Origin of the sequence: Phyllobacterium sp. 1468, assembly GCF_031455525.1 — a bacterium.
In the GTDB taxonomy this organism is placed as follows: domain Bacteria; phylum Pseudomonadota; class Alphaproteobacteria; order Rhizobiales; family Rhizobiaceae; genus Phyllobacterium.
The window spans coordinates 128,179-143,864 of record NZ_JAVDSX010000012.1 but is presented as its reverse complement, the minus strand read 5'-3'; the positions used below and the strand labels follow the sequence as shown (position 1 = coordinate 143,864).

The 15,686-nt window shown below is 58.3% G+C and carries 14 protein-coding genes; 5 read left to right on the top strand and 9 right to left on the bottom strand.

All coding sequences use genetic code 11. The features are described from left to right. Positions 1–104: 104 nt before the first annotated feature. From J2X72_RS23615 to J2X72_RS23600, 4 genes are all read right to left on the bottom strand, one after another. Positions 105–608 carry a hypothetical protein gene (locus J2X72_RS23615; RefSeq protein ID WP_310075972.1) on the bottom strand — a complete coding sequence of 168 codons (504 nt, stop codon included), beginning with the start codon at positions 606–608 and terminating at the stop codon, positions 105–107. Between the two features lie 717 nt (positions 609–1,325). Beyond that, positions 1,326–1,673: a hypothetical protein gene (locus tag J2X72_RS23610; protein ID WP_310075968.1), complete on the bottom strand. Its 348-nt coding sequence runs from the start codon at positions 1,671–1,673 to the stop codon at positions 1,326–1,328. 307 nt (positions 1,674–1,980) lie between these two features. Then, positions 1,981–2,619, bottom strand: coding sequence for a hypothetical protein (locus J2X72_RS23605; RefSeq protein ID WP_310075965.1), 639 nt, complete (start codon positions 2,617–2,619; stop codon positions 1,981–1,983). Between the two features lie 137 nt (positions 2,620–2,756). After that, complete coding sequence (locus J2X72_RS23600) at positions 2,757–3,026, bottom strand: hypothetical protein (RefSeq protein ID WP_310075961.1); 270 nt, start codon at positions 3,024–3,026, stop codon at positions 2,757–2,759. Positions 3,027–3,717: 691 nt separating this feature from the next. Here J2X72_RS23600 and J2X72_RS23595 point away from each other — a divergent pair. The 5 genes from J2X72_RS23595 to J2X72_RS23575 all read left to right on the top strand — a co-directional run bounded on the left by J2X72_RS23595 (position 3,718) and on the right by J2X72_RS23575 (position 10,177). Then, positions 3,718–5,463 carry a SulP family inorganic anion transporter gene (locus J2X72_RS23595; RefSeq protein ID WP_310075959.1) on the top strand — a complete coding sequence of 582 codons (1,746 nt, stop codon included), beginning with the start codon at positions 3,718–3,720 and terminating at the stop codon, positions 5,461–5,463. 4 nt (positions 5,464–5,467) lie between these two features. Next, the gene (ppk2, locus tag J2X72_RS23590; RefSeq protein ID WP_310075956.1) at positions 5,468–6,292 is read left to right on the top strand and encodes a polyphosphate kinase 2; all 825 of its coding nucleotides are present in this window, start codon (positions 5,468–5,470) and stop codon (positions 6,290–6,292) included. Positions 6,293–6,338: 46 nt separating this feature from the next. Then, complete coding sequence (locus J2X72_RS23585) at positions 6,339–6,812, top strand: histidine kinase (protein ID WP_210003609.1); 474 nt, start codon at positions 6,339–6,341, stop codon at positions 6,810–6,812. Between the two features lie 98 nt (positions 6,813–6,910). Next, positions 6,911–7,312 (top strand): hypothetical protein, encoded by a 402-nt coding sequence (locus tag J2X72_RS23580; RefSeq protein WP_310075953.1) that lies wholly within the window; start codon positions 6,911–6,913, stop codon positions 7,310–7,312. 822 nt (positions 7,313–8,134) lie between these two features. Continuing rightward, positions 8,135–10,177: an NADH:flavin oxidoreductase gene (locus tag J2X72_RS23575; protein ID WP_310075950.1), complete on the top strand. Its 2,043-nt coding sequence runs from the start codon at positions 8,135–8,137 to the stop codon at positions 10,175–10,177. 42 nt (positions 10,178–10,219) lie between these two features. Here the strand turns inward: J2X72_RS23575 and J2X72_RS23570 are convergent, their stop codons facing one another. The 5 genes from J2X72_RS23570 to J2X72_RS23550 form a co-directional block, all read right to left on the bottom strand. Beyond that, a complete protein-coding gene (locus J2X72_RS23570) occupies positions 10,220–11,221 on the bottom strand; it encodes an ABC transporter substrate-binding protein (RefSeq protein WP_310075947.1) in 1,002 nt (333 codons plus the stop codon). Positions 11,222–11,362: 141 nt separating this feature from the next. Further along, positions 11,363–12,949 carry a 5-guanidino-2-oxopentanoate decarboxylase gene (locus tag J2X72_RS23565; protein WP_310075943.1) on the bottom strand — a complete coding sequence of 529 codons (1,587 nt, stop codon included), beginning with the start codon at positions 12,947–12,949 and terminating at the stop codon, positions 11,363–11,365. After that, on the bottom strand, positions 12,946–14,133 hold the full coding sequence (locus tag J2X72_RS23560; protein WP_310075991.1) for a pyridoxal phosphate-dependent aminotransferase: 1,188 nt from the start codon (positions 14,131–14,133) through the stop codon (positions 12,946–12,948). The genes J2X72_RS23565 and J2X72_RS23560 overlap by 4 nt, the downstream gene beginning before the upstream one ends. Next, positions 14,133–14,795: a TetR family transcriptional regulator C-terminal domain-containing protein gene (locus J2X72_RS23555; RefSeq protein WP_210003613.1), complete on the bottom strand. Its 663-nt coding sequence runs from the start codon at positions 14,793–14,795 to the stop codon at positions 14,133–14,135. Before J2X72_RS23555 ends, J2X72_RS23560 begins: the two co-directional genes overlap by 1 nt. Next, positions 14,792–15,661 carry an arginine deiminase family protein gene (locus J2X72_RS23550; RefSeq protein WP_310075940.1) on the bottom strand — a complete coding sequence of 290 codons (870 nt, stop codon included), beginning with the start codon at positions 15,659–15,661 and terminating at the stop codon, positions 14,792–14,794. The genes J2X72_RS23555 and J2X72_RS23550 overlap by 4 nt, the downstream gene beginning before the upstream one ends. Between the last annotated feature and the right edge of the window lie 25 nt (positions 15,662–15,686).

The window sequence follows — 15,686 nt, the reverse complement described above, 5'->3', positions numbered from 1 at the left end:
CGCTCTACAGCGAGGTTTCCATCAACACCAGCCTATCCAATTTCGCTGACAGCTATAGTCTCAATGGCACGGCAGGGTTCCGGGTGAAGTTTTGATAACAGCAATCAGCCTCGGTGTCCTAAGATGACGGGGCTTTTGCTTTTTTGCTCTTCGCTTGGATTCGGTTCCTCGTAGTGGGGTAATCCATTTTTCCTAGCCTTCTTTTTCGAGGCTATCCTTTTTCGGCGCGTTTTGTCGTATATGCTATGCCAAGCCTGGAGTTTCTCCCGATTAGCTTCGCGCCAAGCCTTTATATAAGCGCTGTAGCGCTCCGAATTGGCTTGCCGCCACTTGCGAGCCCGCTCTTTACCCTTGGCCTTCTGCTCGGGAGTTTGCGGATTGGCAGCCCGCCATTTACGCATCCTTGCAGCCGCCTTAGCCGCTGCTTTCGCCTTCTGCTCGGGACTCGGATTGGCAGCCAGCGGATTGGCAGCCCGCCATTTACGAACCCTCGCAACCGCCTTCGCCTTCTGTTCGGGAGTCAGCGGATTGCCAGCCCGCCACTTACGCAGTCTTGCAGCCGCCTTAGCTTTCTTGTCGGCCCTAGTCGTATCGTCGTCTTTTGTCATGCATAATCTGTTGTCAGTTTCAGGCGCATGAAAACGGTCAGCACCTTGGGCCGCATTTCGTCCCACATATCGCGCCACAAATCATTGGCGTCAGCAGATTTCGGCCACAACGACCGGCTTCAAGGTGAAATTCATCATCATACCAACAAAAAGGCGGTGGACTTTCGAGCACCGCCAATGTGGATAAGGTTTGCAGTATCGATTTCATAAAATGTGCTGTAGCTGCTCTTTTTAAAGGCCCGGTCAACTGGAATCTCAAGGGTAGCTAACCAGGCTATCGGCCTTGGGGCCCTTGCCGACGGGGGGCGTCGGCACCCTCAACGATAGCATTAATCAGACGACGCGAGATCGGACCAAAGGCCTACGAGCAAAAATCAAAAGACCTACACATCCTTATGTACGCGCCCTCGAATTACAAAAACATCGGTTCTGAGAGTTTTAATGCCCATCAACGTTCTTTGACCATGCACAAAGACTTTGCCGGCCAAGATACGTGTGATTGTAGACGGCTTGGTTCAATGGGGGAACACCGTCACATAAGTTGGTCATCATGCGACGCCTGAGATGTGCACCTCAATCAACCGCGTAATAGCTTTTCGCGCTTCCGCTTCGGGCCAACCCACCGACTTGGCGTCTTCCAATAGCTGCAGTAACGCCACTCCCGCATACGCCTGGAATTCCACTTCCAAAGCTTCCTGGCAATCCAGGTCGCCGCGGTCATCCTGTGGAGACATTATGGCATGGTGGCTTTCCGTTGCTGTTCGCGGTGGTGATTACGGGTATCCGGCTCAATCCCCCGCCGTCACTCCCAGCGGTTTCAAGATAACGCTGATAGGCCCGTGCGACTTGCTGGGCCGCGTGCGGTCTTGAGCGTTGAACGCCACTGACGTCAGTCATACGAAACTGCGAATGGCCGAGGAGAAAAGTCCAGAACCAAAGTCCAAGGTCTGGACCACTATCGATTCGATAAACCCGGCCGATATCAATGCCGTTGCGGCTTGTTGCGGTATAGTCCTGCAATTGCCCGTCTGGTCCCGGAGGTGTTTTTTGCCATTTGATTTCCATGGCTTCCAAACTCCGCATTGATGTTTTGGTTGCAGTCTACAACGGACTTCAGAGTCTTTCCGTTTCATTTACTTGCGCATATGCGCGTAATCTGTTGCCCTTTAGGCCTTAGAGCAGCAGCGGCTGTTCTTCCTCTGCCTTCGGTTGGGGCAAGACAATCAGTTCATTATCGGGCAGGGCTAACCGCCAATGCATGCGGAGGGCACGGCTCGGCCCACGCCGATAGGTGCCCCTGCACGAATGGCCAGCGGACGCTGACTATTCGACCCCGCGCTTGTCGCTGTCAGATGCTCAGACACCGCTACTCTCAACCCGCAGGCCCGGTATAACCAATCGCGTTCGGTCCCCCATTCATCTCTCGAAGCTTGGTTATGTACTGCTGCGGACGCAACAAGTGGCCGGGCACTTTATAGCCCATGAACCGCGCAATGTCGCCCACGTAGGCATTGCAGTTATACGTCGTCGCTTGCCAGAAGTGCGAACTGGCCTTCAGTTTGCGTATGTAGGCAACGACTTTATTGTATTCGGCTTCGCTCAACATGACCCGCCAGCTCGCCGACCTGTACCTGTCTTCCAGATCACCGTCGCTCGCCCCGGTCTCAGCTGGCACGGGTATGTAATGACCAAGAATGTAGGGAACGACACTGTCTGTAGCCGGGGCAAGGCCGGAAACTTCGGGATCGATCATTTGGCCCGCCTCGTCCAGACGGCCAAAAATCACGAAAGTGTGGCCGTAGGTGAGGGCATAGCGGGAGCGGAACTCAATGAAGTATCGCCCTTCCTTCTGTTGAAGTGTCGAAGTGGTCGAGGGAGGGCCGACTGCCATCGGGCCTTGATTGTTGTAGGTCACGACATTGGGCTTGATTCCCGTATCCGACGACACACATCCCTCTACCGCGAGGGCAAGCAAGGCTACAAAGACTAGACGACCACTTGCAATCATCATCCCATTCCCGACTCGAGGAGCGAACATATGGCTGGATGATAATTGATCCCTAATTGTTCGCAAGCTGCGGCATCTTCGGCCTTGACGAGTTAGGACTATGTTCTCATTTTGTTCTCATGACAAGAACGATGAAAACGTTAGGGCAGGCCACGCGGCATGGGATGCTGGTGCGATCCCGCTGCAGGAAATGCACTAAGGCCGCGAGCTTCACCGCTGGCAGTCTTGCCGACATGTTCGGCCACGGTCGCGAAATCAGAAGCCTCAAATTCAGGTGCAGAGACTGCAACAGCACCGATTGCGAAGTCCTTGCCTACGAAGACATTTTGGAACGGAAAGCGAAGCCACAGCCCGTTCAAGTGCAGATTGATACTAGCGAAAACGGCACCATCGGTGCGTTGATCGATCATGGATATACGCTTTGGGTATCTTGTCATAAACGAGGGTGCAAACACTCGCGGAAGATGGACCTTCAAGAGTTGGCGCAGAAGCTGGGACGAAAACACAGCGCCATGCACAAGGACTTAGCGCCCAGGCTTAAATGCTCGGCCTGTGGTTCCAAGCAGCTTGGGCTGAGTGCAACGCCGTATTGATGTACGGGCTGCGGAGCCTGTGGTATTTTCGCAAGTGCGAGAAGGTTATCCACCATCTCGGTTTTCTGTGGATGAAATCAGCCGCAAACCGTGGGACACCCGCCTCCTAAGTCATTGATTCATAGTGCCCTCTATAGGCATACCGTGGGACACCAAACCCCTTGATTTACAGCCATTTCAGCCACTTATACGTATCTTCTCGACCGCACCATTCTCACTCCATAGAGTGATGAATATATTGCAAAAAATGGCGGCCTCGTGCCGCCATTTTGCATTTTGGCGCCCATTCATCCGACGTGCATAGACGGCCTCCGTGCGGGAGCCCGGCCTTCTGAAGAGGTTGTTACCGTAACGTACTTGCGCCTCCGATACCCCCTGAACGAAGCTAGGGGTAACGCCAGATCTCGGCAGACCATAACTGCGTCGTTGACTGGGAATGAGCAGCCGGATCAGAAGCGTTTCCTGGAGCATTGACGATGATAGTTGCCGCCAGTCAGAGGTTCAGGCCATGACCTTGTCCATCCCCGTTCTCAGGAGCTTGAGGGGATATCGGGCCAGTTGGCTGCCAAGCGATATATCTGCCGGGCTCGCCGTGGCCGCCGTTGGCTTGCCAAGTGCCATTGCCTATCCGGCGATCGTGGGTTTGCCTCTGGAAACGGGGCTCTATGCAAGCATAGCGGCTCCGATAGGCTATGCGCTGTTCGGTCCTTCCCGCATCCTGATTGTTGGTCCGGACGCGGCAACCATGACCGTCTTGGCAGCGGCCGTGACATCGATCGTCGCCTCCCTGCCGACGGACGCGTCGCCAGACCGTGCCATGGTTGCATCACTGATCGCCCTTGTTGTCGGCGCGATATGCCTGGCAGCCCGCCTTTTGCGTCTCGGCGTTGTGGCAACGTTCCTTTCACGCCCGATCCTCGTCGGTTTCTTTGCCGGTATTTCCGTATCGATCATGGTTGGACAGATTGGCCGCCTGACCGGGCTGTCGATTCAATCGGACGGGCTCGTAGCGCCGTTCCTCGAACTCATCAACGAGAGCGCCGCCATAAACTGGCCTTCGCTTCTGCTCGGGTTGTCCATGTTCGTTCTATTGCAGGCGGTCAGGGCTTCGCGCCTGCCCGTACCGGGGCCGGTCATTGTCGTTGTCGTTTCGGCCATCCTTTCGGTCCTTTTCAATTTCGAGCAGATGGGCATCGCTGTCGTCGGGGATATCCCCTTTGCGCTGCCATCCATCTCGATACCTTCTGTAGCTGCCCTTCCACTGGACCGAATTGTGCTGGGCGCAGCCGCTGTTTTTCTGGTCAGTTTTGGATCAGGCATAGTTGCAGCCCGCAGTTTCGCAGGGCGCTCCGGCGAACATGTCGACGCCAATCAGGAATTGATCGGGCTCGGCGCGGGGAACATCGCCGCGGGGCTTTTCGGGGCATTTCCGATCAGCGCTTCGGACTCTAGGACGGCGATCTGTTTATCGGCAGGCGGAAAATCTCAGCTGGCAGGGCTTGTCTCGGCTGCCGCGTTGATAGCCACGCTACTCTATTTCAGCGATGCGATGCGGATTCTCCCCATCCCCGCCCTCGGTGCTATACTGGTAGCTGCTGCCCTCAGCCTGATCGATATCGCAGAGTTGCGGCATATCTGGCGTATCAGCCGCACCGAATTCGTTTTTGCGCTTATCACCATGTGGGGCGCCATAAGCTTCGGTGTCCTTGCCGGGGTGGTGATCGCTATCGCCGCAACGCTTGTCCACCTCGTGCGTCAGATGATGTTTCCGCGCGACGCGCTGCTTGGCCGTCTCGGCAGTCGTGACGGCCTCTACAAGCTGCACCGCTTTCCCGAGGCCCGCCCGATCCCGGGTCTAGCCCTCTATATAATCCAGGGCAGCCTGTTGTTTTTCAATGCGGACTACGTTCGGGAGCGCATCAGAACCATTGCCTCCGGTTTACCTGCCGGGACCCGCTGGTTCGTTATTGACGCCAGTGCAATTGCCCAGATCGACAGCACGGCCCTTGCCATGCTCGATGACATCAGGGGCGATCTGGCGGCGGACGGGATTACACTCGGGATCGCCGAGTTGCATGCCGAGGTGAAGACGATGCTCGAAAGAAGCGGTCTCCTCGACCGCATCGGAACTCAATATGTTTTCGAGGATGTGGAGGATGCAATACGCGGCCTCGATGCCGGGAAGAACGGCCTTTCAGAGGGAACGGTTGCAGCTTCAACAGCACTTCAAGTGCAGACACCAGAGGGAGGATAATGGGATGAACAAACACGACAACACATTGCGGGAGGAAGACCCTGTCGAGCACAAGAAACTCGGCAAGGACCGCTACAACAAGCAGATGAAAAAGCGTCAGATCGAGCTCGCGCATTTACAGGCGTGGGTGAAGAAATCGGGCGCGCGCGTGATCATCCTGTTCGAGGGCCGCGATGCTGCGGGAAAAGGCGGCATGATCAAACGCATCACGGAGCGGGTGAGCCCGCGCGTGTTCCGCGTCGTCGCACTTCCATCGCCGAGCGACCGGGAGAAATCACAGATCTTCATGCAGCGCTACGTCCAACATTTTCCGGCGGCGGGCGAGATCGTGATCTTCGACAGGAGTTGGTACAATCGCGCAGGCGTTGAGCGCGTCATGGGTTTCTGTTCCGAAAAGACGACGCGACGTTTTCTCGAACTTACCCCGCTCTTTGAGGCGGCGATTGTGGAAAGCGGCATCATATTACTCAAGTATTTCCTCACTGTCGGCGAGGAGGAGCAGGAGCGCCGGTTCCGCCGCCGTATCGACGACCCCCTGCGCCAGTGGAAACTCAGTCCGATGGATGTCACGTCGTATCAACGCTGGTGGGACTATTCACGCGCTTACGACGAGATGCTCAAGGTGACGGACAGGCCCGATGCTCCGTGGTGGATTGTGCCGTCCGACGACAAGGAGCGTGCGCGTATCAACTGTATTTCGCACATCCTCAAGTCGATCCCCTACGAACGGGTCAAGTTTGACGCGCCGAATCTCGGCAAGCGGCAAAAGCGGCCCAACGACTATATCGCGCCGGAGATTACCGCCGCCGTTGTCCCCGACGTGCTTTGAAGGCGCTATCCGTCAAAAAAACGTCATCCAGGAAAGGATCAAGCAAATGCCAGAGAAAAAAGAACCCCTCGATTTGAACGCGATGCCCCCGAGCGCGGCGGACATTCGCAATGAAGTCATTAAACGGGCAAGGGAGGAAGATCAAAAGCAGGCGAAGGCAAAGGCAATCCAGGAGCAGAAAGCCGCCGACTTCGCCGAAGATTTCCTCAAGAACCATGTCAGCGAAGCAGACGTCCTGGCGGTCCGCCGGCTTGTGGCGAACGCTGTCCAGGCGGGCAAATTCGAGGCCATGGTCTATAGCTTTTCATCGGACCTTTGTTCGGACAGCGGGCGCGCAATAAACAGCGGCGACAGGGACTGGCCGGAAACGCTGCAAGGCAAGGCAAAGGAGTTTTATGAACGCTATCAGAAACTTGCCAAGCCGCAGGGTTTCAAGCTCAAGGCAATGATCATCAGTTTCCCCAACGGAATGCCGGGCGATGTCGGCTTTTTCCTGAACTGGGGTTCAGATCGCGTCTGAGACAGCTTTGCTGATGGTTGGCCGCTTCGCGTCGCCAATACAGGTGGTGATCGCTGCAGGCGGCAAACGATATTTGCCCAGGAGCCGGGAGGGAGAAGATGCCGTCTGTTGTTCACGATGCCGCGAAGGCCGGCAAGCGAAAAAGCGCGCGTATAAGGGGCAGCCGAATCATCGGAACGACCATTGCCCTGTCCCTCGTCCTTGGGGCGAGCTCCGGTAACCTTGCGCTCGCGGACGAGCCCACCTTCGCAAAACTTCAGGCAATGTGCAGAGACAGGAAAGATGAGCTGAAACACGGTTTTTGTATCGGGTTCCTTGAAGCTATCGCTCTGCGTGTCGCAAGGGAAAACAAACATTGCGCACTGCTTCAAAGATACATCGACAGTCCCAACGCAAATCTTGCGTTCTCCGATTTGATAGCCGATCTGGATCCGCTGGAATATTCCGGCAGCGCTCTCAAATCCGTAGAAAAATTCTTTCTCAACAGGGGCTGCAACTGATTGAGGGAGATTTTGCGAGCACTCAGAGTGATGATCGAAGCTGAAAGGTACAGGGTAACAAACGCGGGTCGGAGTCCGTAGAACTCAACGCCCGTCCAGGCACTCATCGCATCAATAATATTTGCGGGGCGGCACCAACTATACTTCCAAGAATAAGACCAAGAAGACCTGTCCCAACAGCACCAAACCACCCGTAGGTGTCGTAGCCGTACAATGCTCCCACGGCGGTCCCAATGACGACGCAAATCAGAAACCATGATAGGCGCATGATATTCCAAACCTTAGCCAGCCGAAGACTCCGCGTTTTAACCAGTAGTGGCCCAGTGGGTTGAGGCGTTTCAGACATCTTTGCTTCTCAAGCGGCTTACACGATTTATCTCATTTGTTTTATTTGTAGGATGCATTCGCTCATTCTCGAAACCCTGCAGGAGTGTTGCGTTCCGGTTGAATTCTGCGACTGGCAAATTAGTCCGGACAACTTCCCTAGAGGAGTTTACGGACCGATGGCAACTCTCTTTTCCATTGTGGCAAACAGTGCTGGGCAAATGGGGCTGGTGCGTGGCAATCTCAGTGTTTTAACCCACTCCATACGCGGCGATGCCGGGACCGATGTTTGTGACAACCTAGCAGGTATGTTGAAAGACGATCTAGTTCGCGGAGCAAGCACGGTTGCATGCTTGGAGCGCCCCATGATGGGCGGGCTGTATTGGGAGGTTCACGGCGGCTGCGTATCAGAACACGTCGCGGGGGAGAAACTGAACGGGCCGCGACAAGGTTAGGATCGGTGCAGACAGAGGGAATCTGGACAAAGGGAATGGTCCATTGGCATCACATGACGATCCGCTGCTGCAACCCTATCAGCTCAAACATCTGCGGCTCAAAAACCGCATCATGTCGACCAGTCACGAGCCTGCCTATTCGGAAGACGGCATGCCAAAGGAGCGCTACCGGCTCTATCACACCGAGAAGGCCAAGGGCGGTATCGCGCTGACGATGACGGCGGGGTCTGCGGTCGTCTCGCGCGAGTCGCCGCCGGCCTTCGGCAATCTCCACGCCTACAAGGACGAGATCGTGCCCTGGTTGCGCGAACTCAGCGACGATTGCCATGAGCATGGCGCTGCGGTGATGATCCAGCTGACGCATCTGGGCCGCCGCACAAGCTGGAACAAGGCAGACTGGCTTCCTGTTGTTTCCGCTTCCCCGATACGCGAGCCTGCGCACCGCGCCTTCCCGAAGGAAGCGGAGGAGTGGGACATCGAGCGGATCATCGGCGACTACGCCTCTGCAGCACAGCGTATGCAGGCGGCGGGGCTCGATGGCATCGAGTTCGAGGCCTATGGGCATCTGATGGACGGTTTCTGGTCGCCCGCCACCAATCATCGCGACGACGACTATGGCGGGTCTCTGGACAACCGGCTGCGCTTCACCTGGGCCGTGATCGATGCGGTGCGCAAATCGGTCGGCCCGGATTTCATCGTCGGCATCCGCATGGTGGCGGACGAGGACTGGGAGCAGGGACTTTCGAAGGAAGAGGGCGTCGAGATCGCCCGGCGCATCGCAGCTTCCGGCAAGTTCGACTTTTTGAACATCATTCGCGGCCATATCGATACGGACGCAGCGCTGAACGAGGTTATCCCGATCCAGGGCATGCGGTCGGCGCCTCATCTCGATTTTGCCGGTGAAATCCGCCAGCAGACGAAATTTCCGACATTTCATGCGGCGCGCATCGCCGACGTGGCGACGGCACGCCACGCGGTGGCCGAGGGCAAGCTCGACATGGTCGGGATGACCCGTGCCCATCTCGCCGATCCGCATATCGTGCGCAAGATCATGGCGGGCGATGAGCATCGCATCCGGCCCTGCGTCGGTGCCACCTATTGTCTCGATCGTATCTATGAGGGCGGTGAGGCGCTGTGTGTGCACAACGCGGCGACCGGGCGCGAGCAGACCATGCCGCATGTGATTGCGAAAGCGCAGACGGCGCGCACTGTGGTGGTTGTCGGTGCGGGTCCAGCAGGGCTTGAGGCGGCGCGGGTTGCCGCCGAAGGCGGTCACAAGGTCTCGGTGCTTGAAGCTTCGGATCAGGCGGGCGGACAAGTCCGGCTCGCATCGCAAAATCCGCGGCGCAAGGAGATGATCGGCATTGTCGATTGGCGCCTGGACGAACTCGAGCGGCTCGGTGTTCCGCTGCGCTACAACGTCTGGGCGGAAGCCGGCGACGTGCTGGAGCTCGAGCCTGACGTCGTGGTTATCGCGACAGGCGGCCTGCCGCAAAATCCGCCATTGACGGCGGGCGACGAGCTGGTGGTCTCAAGCTGGGATATTCTGGCGGGTGCGGTGAAGCCGGGCGAGAATGTGCTGCTCTATGACGACAATGGCGGGCACCAGGGCATGAGCGCGGCCGAAATGATCGCGCGGGTCGGGTCGAGGCTGGAACTTGTCAGTCCCGAACGATTTTTCGCCCCTGAGATGGGCGGCATGAACCATGTGCCCTATATGCGCGCCTTTCAGGAAAAAGGCGTGCGCGTGACGATCAACACGCGGCTTGTCAGCGTTGCCCGCAACGGCAACCAGCTTGTCGCAACGCTCGGTTCGGATTTCGCACCGGACTATCACGAGGAACGCCTGGTCGATCAGGTGGTTGTAGAGCATGGGACCTTGCCAATCGATGATCTCTACCGCGAGTTGAAGCCATTGTCGCGCAATGGCGGCGCCGTGGATTATGACCGGCTGGTCAATGGCGGCGCGATCTTTCCGCTGCGGGGAGAGGGCAAGTTCGATCTGCTGCGGATCGGCGATGCAGTGCACGCCCGCAATATCCACGCCGCGATTTATGATGGGCTGAGATACGCCACAAGGTTTTAGCGGGGTTATCTCTCCCACAACGGGGAGAGATAATCGCCATAGTTACTTGATCACTGCCTTGATCTTTTCGGCAGCATCTTCGCTGACCCATTTTGTCCAGACAGGCTCATTGTTCTTCAGGAAGTATTTCGCGCCGTCTTCCCCTGTCGCCTGATTGTCGGTCATCCACGCGAGAAGCGCGTTGACAGTCTTGTTGTCCCACGAGCGGGCCTTGAGATAATCCATTGCCGGGCCGGACGTTTCGCTGAACTTCTTGGTAACGACCGTATCGACTTCGGCGATTTCCCAATCGTTCTTCTTCGGGTCCGGGCAATCGGCAACGGTGTTGCAACGCTTCCATTCGGCGGCATCGAATTTCACGCCGTGGTCGAGCTTCACCATCGGATATTTGCCGAGGAGCGCAGTCGGTTCCCAATAGTAACCAACCCAGCCCTCCTTGCGCTCGTAGGCTTTTGCCAGCGCGCCATCGAGGCCAGCGGCGGAACCCGTGTCGACGAGCGTGAAGCCCTTCTTTTCGGCGTCATAGGCCTTGAAGAACTGTGTGGTTGCGACAGTGCCGCCCCAGCCCGCAGGTCCATTGAACACGGCGCCCTTGGAGGGATCCTCGGGGGCGGGGAAAAGTTCGGGGTGTTTCAGCGCATCGTCGATGGTCTTGATATCGGGATGAGCGTCGGCGAGATATTTGGGGATCCACCAGCCCTGGACGCCGCCGTCGGAGAGCGACTTGGAGGCGTAGACAAGCTTGCCGTCTGCAACTGCCTTGTCCATGATATCGCGCATGAAATCGACCCAGCCCTCGGGGGCGATATCTGGCTGGCCCTTTTCCGTCATGGAGGTCAGGGTCGGGATCGTGTCGCCCTGAATGATTTCAGCCTGACAGCCGTAGCCGGATTCGAGAATGATCTTGTCGAGATTGGCGAGAACTTCCGCCGACTGCCAGTTCATGCTGGCGATGGTGACGTTGCCGCACTCGGCAGCCGATGCACCGCCTGCGGCGCCGAGCAGCGCGAACGCCATGACGCCGCTCATCAATAATGCTTTCATCAGAGTTCCCTTGTTTTTGTTGGGGTGGAAAGGTTGTTCAACGATAGTCTCGCACTCAGGTGGCAAGAAGCCGGGATGCGGCAAAGGCTTGATATTTTGCGACGCCGCGATCAATTCTTGGGTTCGTTCCCGGGCACAGTCCTAATCAAACAGTTTCTCATCGATTTCAATGAGATATGGCGTTCCGCTCGCCTTGGCTTCGAGCAAGGCGGCAGGCAGTTGTTCGAGATTGTCCAGTCGCTTCGACGGAACGCCGTAAGCCTGCGCGATCTTCAGATAATCGGGTGCCGATGGACGCACGCCTACCGGGTCGATATCGACCTCGATCATGGCGCGTTCGATCTCCTGATAGCCCTGATTGTTCCAGACGATGAAGATGACCGGCACATGTTCATCGACGGCCGCGCCTAGTTCGCCGAGGACGAACTGGAAGCCGCCATCGCCGACGATTGCGATCGTCGATGTTTCCGGCTTTCCCAGCGATGCGCCGATGGCGGCCGGCGGGCCGAAGCCAAGCGCACCGAATCCGGTCGCCGCGTTGAAATAACCGCCGACGCGGTCGTGATCATAGTACAGATTGCCCGCATAGACGGCCTGCGTGGAATCGCCGACGATGAGAGAATCCGGCAGCGTGTCGCGTAAGGTATCGAGGAAACGCACCATGCCCTGGTAGCGCGGGCCGATAAAGGACCAGGCCGCATCGCGCGTCTGTCGCGCACGCTCTACGCCGGAATGGGAATTGCGGCGCTCGGGCAGGGCCGCGGCGAGCTGCTCGACGGTTTCCCTGGCCGAAGCTTCGATCGGCATGAAGGCCGGATGACGGTCGAGCTGTCCCGCATCGATATCGATGCGCACGAGCCGTTTGAGCGCAGGAAAACCACCATCGCTGTACATGTCGTAATCGGTGGGCCCCATTTCCGTACCAATCGCGATGACAAGGTCGCTATCAGCGAGCAAATCGCGGCAGGGCTTCAGGCTGGGGCTGGCCGGTATGAGCAGGGGGTGAGCGTGCATGATGCCGCGCGCATTGGTCGTCGCGATGACAGGCGCGTCGAGCTTTTCCGCCAGATCTTGCAGGGTGCTGGCGGCAGTCCTGGCGCCACCGCCGATCAGGATCACCGGCCGTTCGGCGCCGAGGCAAAGGCGCGTCAGCTCCGCCATGGTCTCGGCTGAAGCGTGCGGGATCGGCGCGTCGTAGGACAGGCGTTCCGCGCCATCCAGCGGCAGCGCCATCACATCCAGCGGAATCTCGATATGGACGGGACCGGGACGGCGCGAAGCGAACAGCGCAAAGGCCCTGGCGAGGACGATGGCCAGCTCGTCCGGCTTTTCGACGCGATGCGAGAACATTGCGACAGTCTGCAACATGGCGCGCTGATTGGGCAGTTCGTGCAGGAAACCCATGCCCTTGCCGAGCGAATCGCGCTGGTTGACGCCGGAGATGACCAGCATCGGGATCGAGTCAGCCCGGGCCTGACCCATGGCGGTTATCGTATTGGTGATACCGGGGCCGGTGATGACGAAAGCGACGCCGGGCTTACCGGTAGCACGTGCATAGCCGTCGGCCATGAAGCCCGCGCCCTGTTCATGGCGCGGCGTGATGTGGCGGATCTTCGAACCGGCGAGGCCGCGATAGAGTTCGATCGTATGAACGCCAGGAATACCGAAAACCGTATCGACATCATAGGATTCAAGCAGGTGGACGAGGGCTTCACCAACAGTGGTCATGCGTATTTCCGTTGTTGCAGGCGCGATGCGAGGCGGAGGATACCGGCGCAGGCGGCATCGATCTTGTCATCGGCAATGCTGAGGCTCATGCGAAGATAGCCGGCAAGGTTGTCGCCAAAGGATTCGCCCGGCATGACCGCGACGAGCTCCTCTTCGAGGAGGCGCATGGCGAAATCCTGGCCAGACAGCCCGGTGGCGCGAATGTCGGCAAGAATGAACATGCCGGCTTGCGGGATCTTGGCAACGATGCCCGCCTTGCCATCCAGGCGTTCCGAAATGCGCCGGGCGCGGCGCAGAAAGCTTTCGCGCATCGTGGCCGCCGCGGTGGACGGGCGGCTGAGAGCATAGGCCGTCATGTCGGCGATGAAGGGCTGCCCGCCAAAAAGCATGGATTCGGACAGCGGCAGCAGGCGCTCGGTGAATTCCTTCGGGGCAATGCACCAGCCGCTGCGAAAACCCGGCGCGGCATGGGACTTCGAGATGGAGGCGACGGCGATCGTGCGATCGGCAAGTTCGGCCCGGTCCAGTGGCGACGCGAACGTGCCGTCGTAGATCATCAGTTCATAAACTTCGTCGGACACGATCCAGAGATTGTGCCTGATACAGACGTCGCCGATTTCGGCGATCTCCGCGGCGCTCAGCACGGCGCCTGTCGGATTGTGCGGCGAGTTGAGCAGGAGAACCTTCGACCGCGGGGTGATGACTTTTTCAAGGTCTGCCGCCTGCATGCGGAAACCTTTTTCGGGCCGCAACGGAACGGAAACACGCGTCGCGCCGGTTGCGCGGACAACACCGTCATAGGTCGCGTAGAGCGGATCGCCAGTGATGATCTCGTCGCCTTCCTCGGCAAGCCCCATCATGACCATCGACAGGGCAGTTTGCGTGCCGGAGAAGCACATGATGTTTTCCGGACCAATCTGGCGACCCGTGCGTGCGGTGTATTTCGCGGAAAGCGCGGCGAGCAATCCCGGTTCGCCGCGACCGCTGGAATAGCCGGTGCGGCCAGCGCGCATCGCGCGTTCGGCGACCTCAATCATGTCGGTAGGCGTCGGAATATCAGGCTCGCCGATCGTCAACTCGATGATCTCGTGGCCCGCCTGTTTCATTTGGCGAGCGCGGAAATGGACAGCCCATTTGTCGGATCCAAGTCCGGCCAGACGGTCGGTGACAGACGCATAGCGCATCATATCGCGCCTCCTTTTTCAGGATTGAGAGAAATTGCAAGAACGGCTTCGATAGCGGCTATACCGGTCTCGGCCAACTCTCCTTCGGCAAAAATATCACCCGCAAGACAACCTTCAAGCCACAGCCCGTCGATAATGGCGTTGACGGCGATAGCGTGGCGGCGGGTATGAATTGGCTCAGCCGGCTTGCCTGCCGCCAGCAATGCTTCGCGGATGAGCGCTTCCAGCTCGTCGCGGAAACCGAGATAGCCGTCGCGGTGCGCCAAAGCCATGGCCGGATCGGCGTGAACCATGCCGATGAATCCGGCCCACAGGGAGAGATTGTTCGGGTCCATGATGGGCTGACCGAGATTGGCCTTCACGAAGGCATTGAGACGGTCACGCGGATCATCGGCGGCACTCTTCAGCGCATCGCTTGCCTGAACCGTCATGCGGTTCATGACGGCGCGATAAGCAGCACCGATGAGATCGTCCTTGGCCGGAAAATAATAGCGGATGAGACCAGCCGTCACATCGGCGCGCAGAGCGATCTCGCGCACGGTCGCTCCTGCAAGACCACGCTCAGCCACACATTCGAGCGTCGCCGCAATCAGATCCTCGCGGCGCTTGTCTTCACCCTCGCGGCGGAAGCTCTTGCGTGTGGTGGAGCGGGACTCCGTCATTGGCGCCAGACGGGTCGGGTCAGGCAGGTAGGGCCGCCTTCGCAGGCGATGCACAGGGCATCGGCCTCGAATGTGGTGACTGTGCAACCCGCCGCTTCCATGGCAGCCTTGGTCTTTTCGAAACCGGCAACGGCGATCACCTCGTAAGGGGCAGTCGGCAAAACATTCAGATTAAGCCCATTGCTCGCGGCGAACTCTTCTTCCGGTGCCACCACGAGGCGGATGCCGCGATCCTTGAGGAGCTGATAGAAGGCGGCAGGCAGCAGTGGCAGGTGCACCAGTGCCAGATCCTCGGCCAACGGGGAGATGATCGACATCAGATGCAGGCAGGCCTCCTCGCCATGCCAGAGCGGCAGATCGAAGCCAAGAACGGTGATGCCGAGGGGCTTCAGGATGGCTGAAAGCTGTTCGATGCCGGACTGGTTGGTGCGGACACCGCGCCCGACCGCCAAGGTATTGCTATCGACCCAGACGCAATCGCCGCCTTCGACGGTGCCCGGCGCCTCGATACGGCCTAGAACAGGGACATCCATCTCGCGGTAGGTTTCATGATGCAGATCGGGCTCATCGAGACGCAGCTTCTTGCCCATGCGCAGGAGAACGGCGCCTTTATCTGTGACAAGCGACGGGTCGTGGGTGAATATCGAATCCGAGAGCGCATCGTTGCCGTCGCGTATCCAGGTAATGTCGGCACCGGAGCGGGCGACAAGATCGGCGAAGACCTTGTGCTGTTCGGACGCCCGGCGCGGATCGAACTGCGGGCCATAGTGCCAGACGTCGCGTGCGGCGCCGGCCATGACCCTGTCCGGCATGCGCATTATGACGCGTTTCAAGGGAAGGGCCATGGACTGCGAACCGAATGACATGTTTTGGGGGTGCTCTCGAAAAATT

Excerpts from the sequence above, each read along its gene's own strand:
- J2X72_RS23555 (WP_210003613.1), bottom strand. The coding sequence starts at position 14,795 with ATGACGGAGTCCCGCTCCACCACACGCAAGAGCTTCCGCCGCGAGGGT.
- J2X72_RS23615 (WP_310075972.1), bottom strand. The coding sequence starts at position 608 with ATGACAAAAGACGACGATACGACTAGGGCCGACAAGAAAGCTAAGGCG.
- J2X72_RS23595 (WP_310075959.1), top strand. The coding sequence starts at position 3,718 with ATGACCTTGTCCATCCCCGTTCTCAGGAGCTTGAGGGGATATCGGGCC.
- J2X72_RS23580 (WP_310075953.1), top strand. The coding sequence starts at position 6,911 with ATGCCGTCTGTTGTTCACGATGCCGCGAAGGCCGGCAAGCGAAAAAGC.
- ppk2 (WP_310075956.1), top strand. The coding sequence starts at position 5,468 with ATGAACAAACACGACAACACATTGCGGGAGGAAGACCCTGTCGAGCAC.
- J2X72_RS23565 (WP_310075943.1), bottom strand. The coding sequence starts at position 12,949 with ATGACCACTGTTGGTGAAGCCCTCGTCCACCTGCTTGAATCCTATGAT.
- J2X72_RS23605 (WP_310075965.1), bottom strand. The coding sequence starts at position 2,619 with ATGATGATTGCAAGTGGTCGTCTAGTCTTTGTAGCCTTGCTTGCCCTC.
- J2X72_RS23560 (WP_310075991.1), bottom strand. The coding sequence starts at position 14,133 with ATGCGCTATGCGTCTGTCACCGACCGTCTGGCCGGACTTGGATCCGAC.
- J2X72_RS23600 (WP_310075961.1), bottom strand. The coding sequence starts at position 3,026 with ATGATCGATCAACGCACCGATGGTGCCGTTTTCGCTAGTATCAATCTG.
- J2X72_RS23585 (WP_210003609.1), top strand. The coding sequence starts at position 6,339 with ATGCCAGAGAAAAAAGAACCCCTCGATTTGAACGCGATGCCCCCGAGC.
- J2X72_RS23610 (WP_310075968.1), bottom strand. The coding sequence starts at position 1,673 with ATGGAAATCAAATGGCAAAAAACACCTCCGGGACCAGACGGGCAATTG.
- J2X72_RS23550 (WP_310075940.1), bottom strand. The coding sequence starts at position 15,661 with ATGTCATTCGGTTCGCAGTCCATGGCCCTTCCCTTGAAACGCGTCATA.
- J2X72_RS23570 (WP_310075947.1), bottom strand. The coding sequence starts at position 11,221 with ATGAAAGCATTATTGATGAGCGGCGTCATGGCGTTCGCGCTGCTCGGC.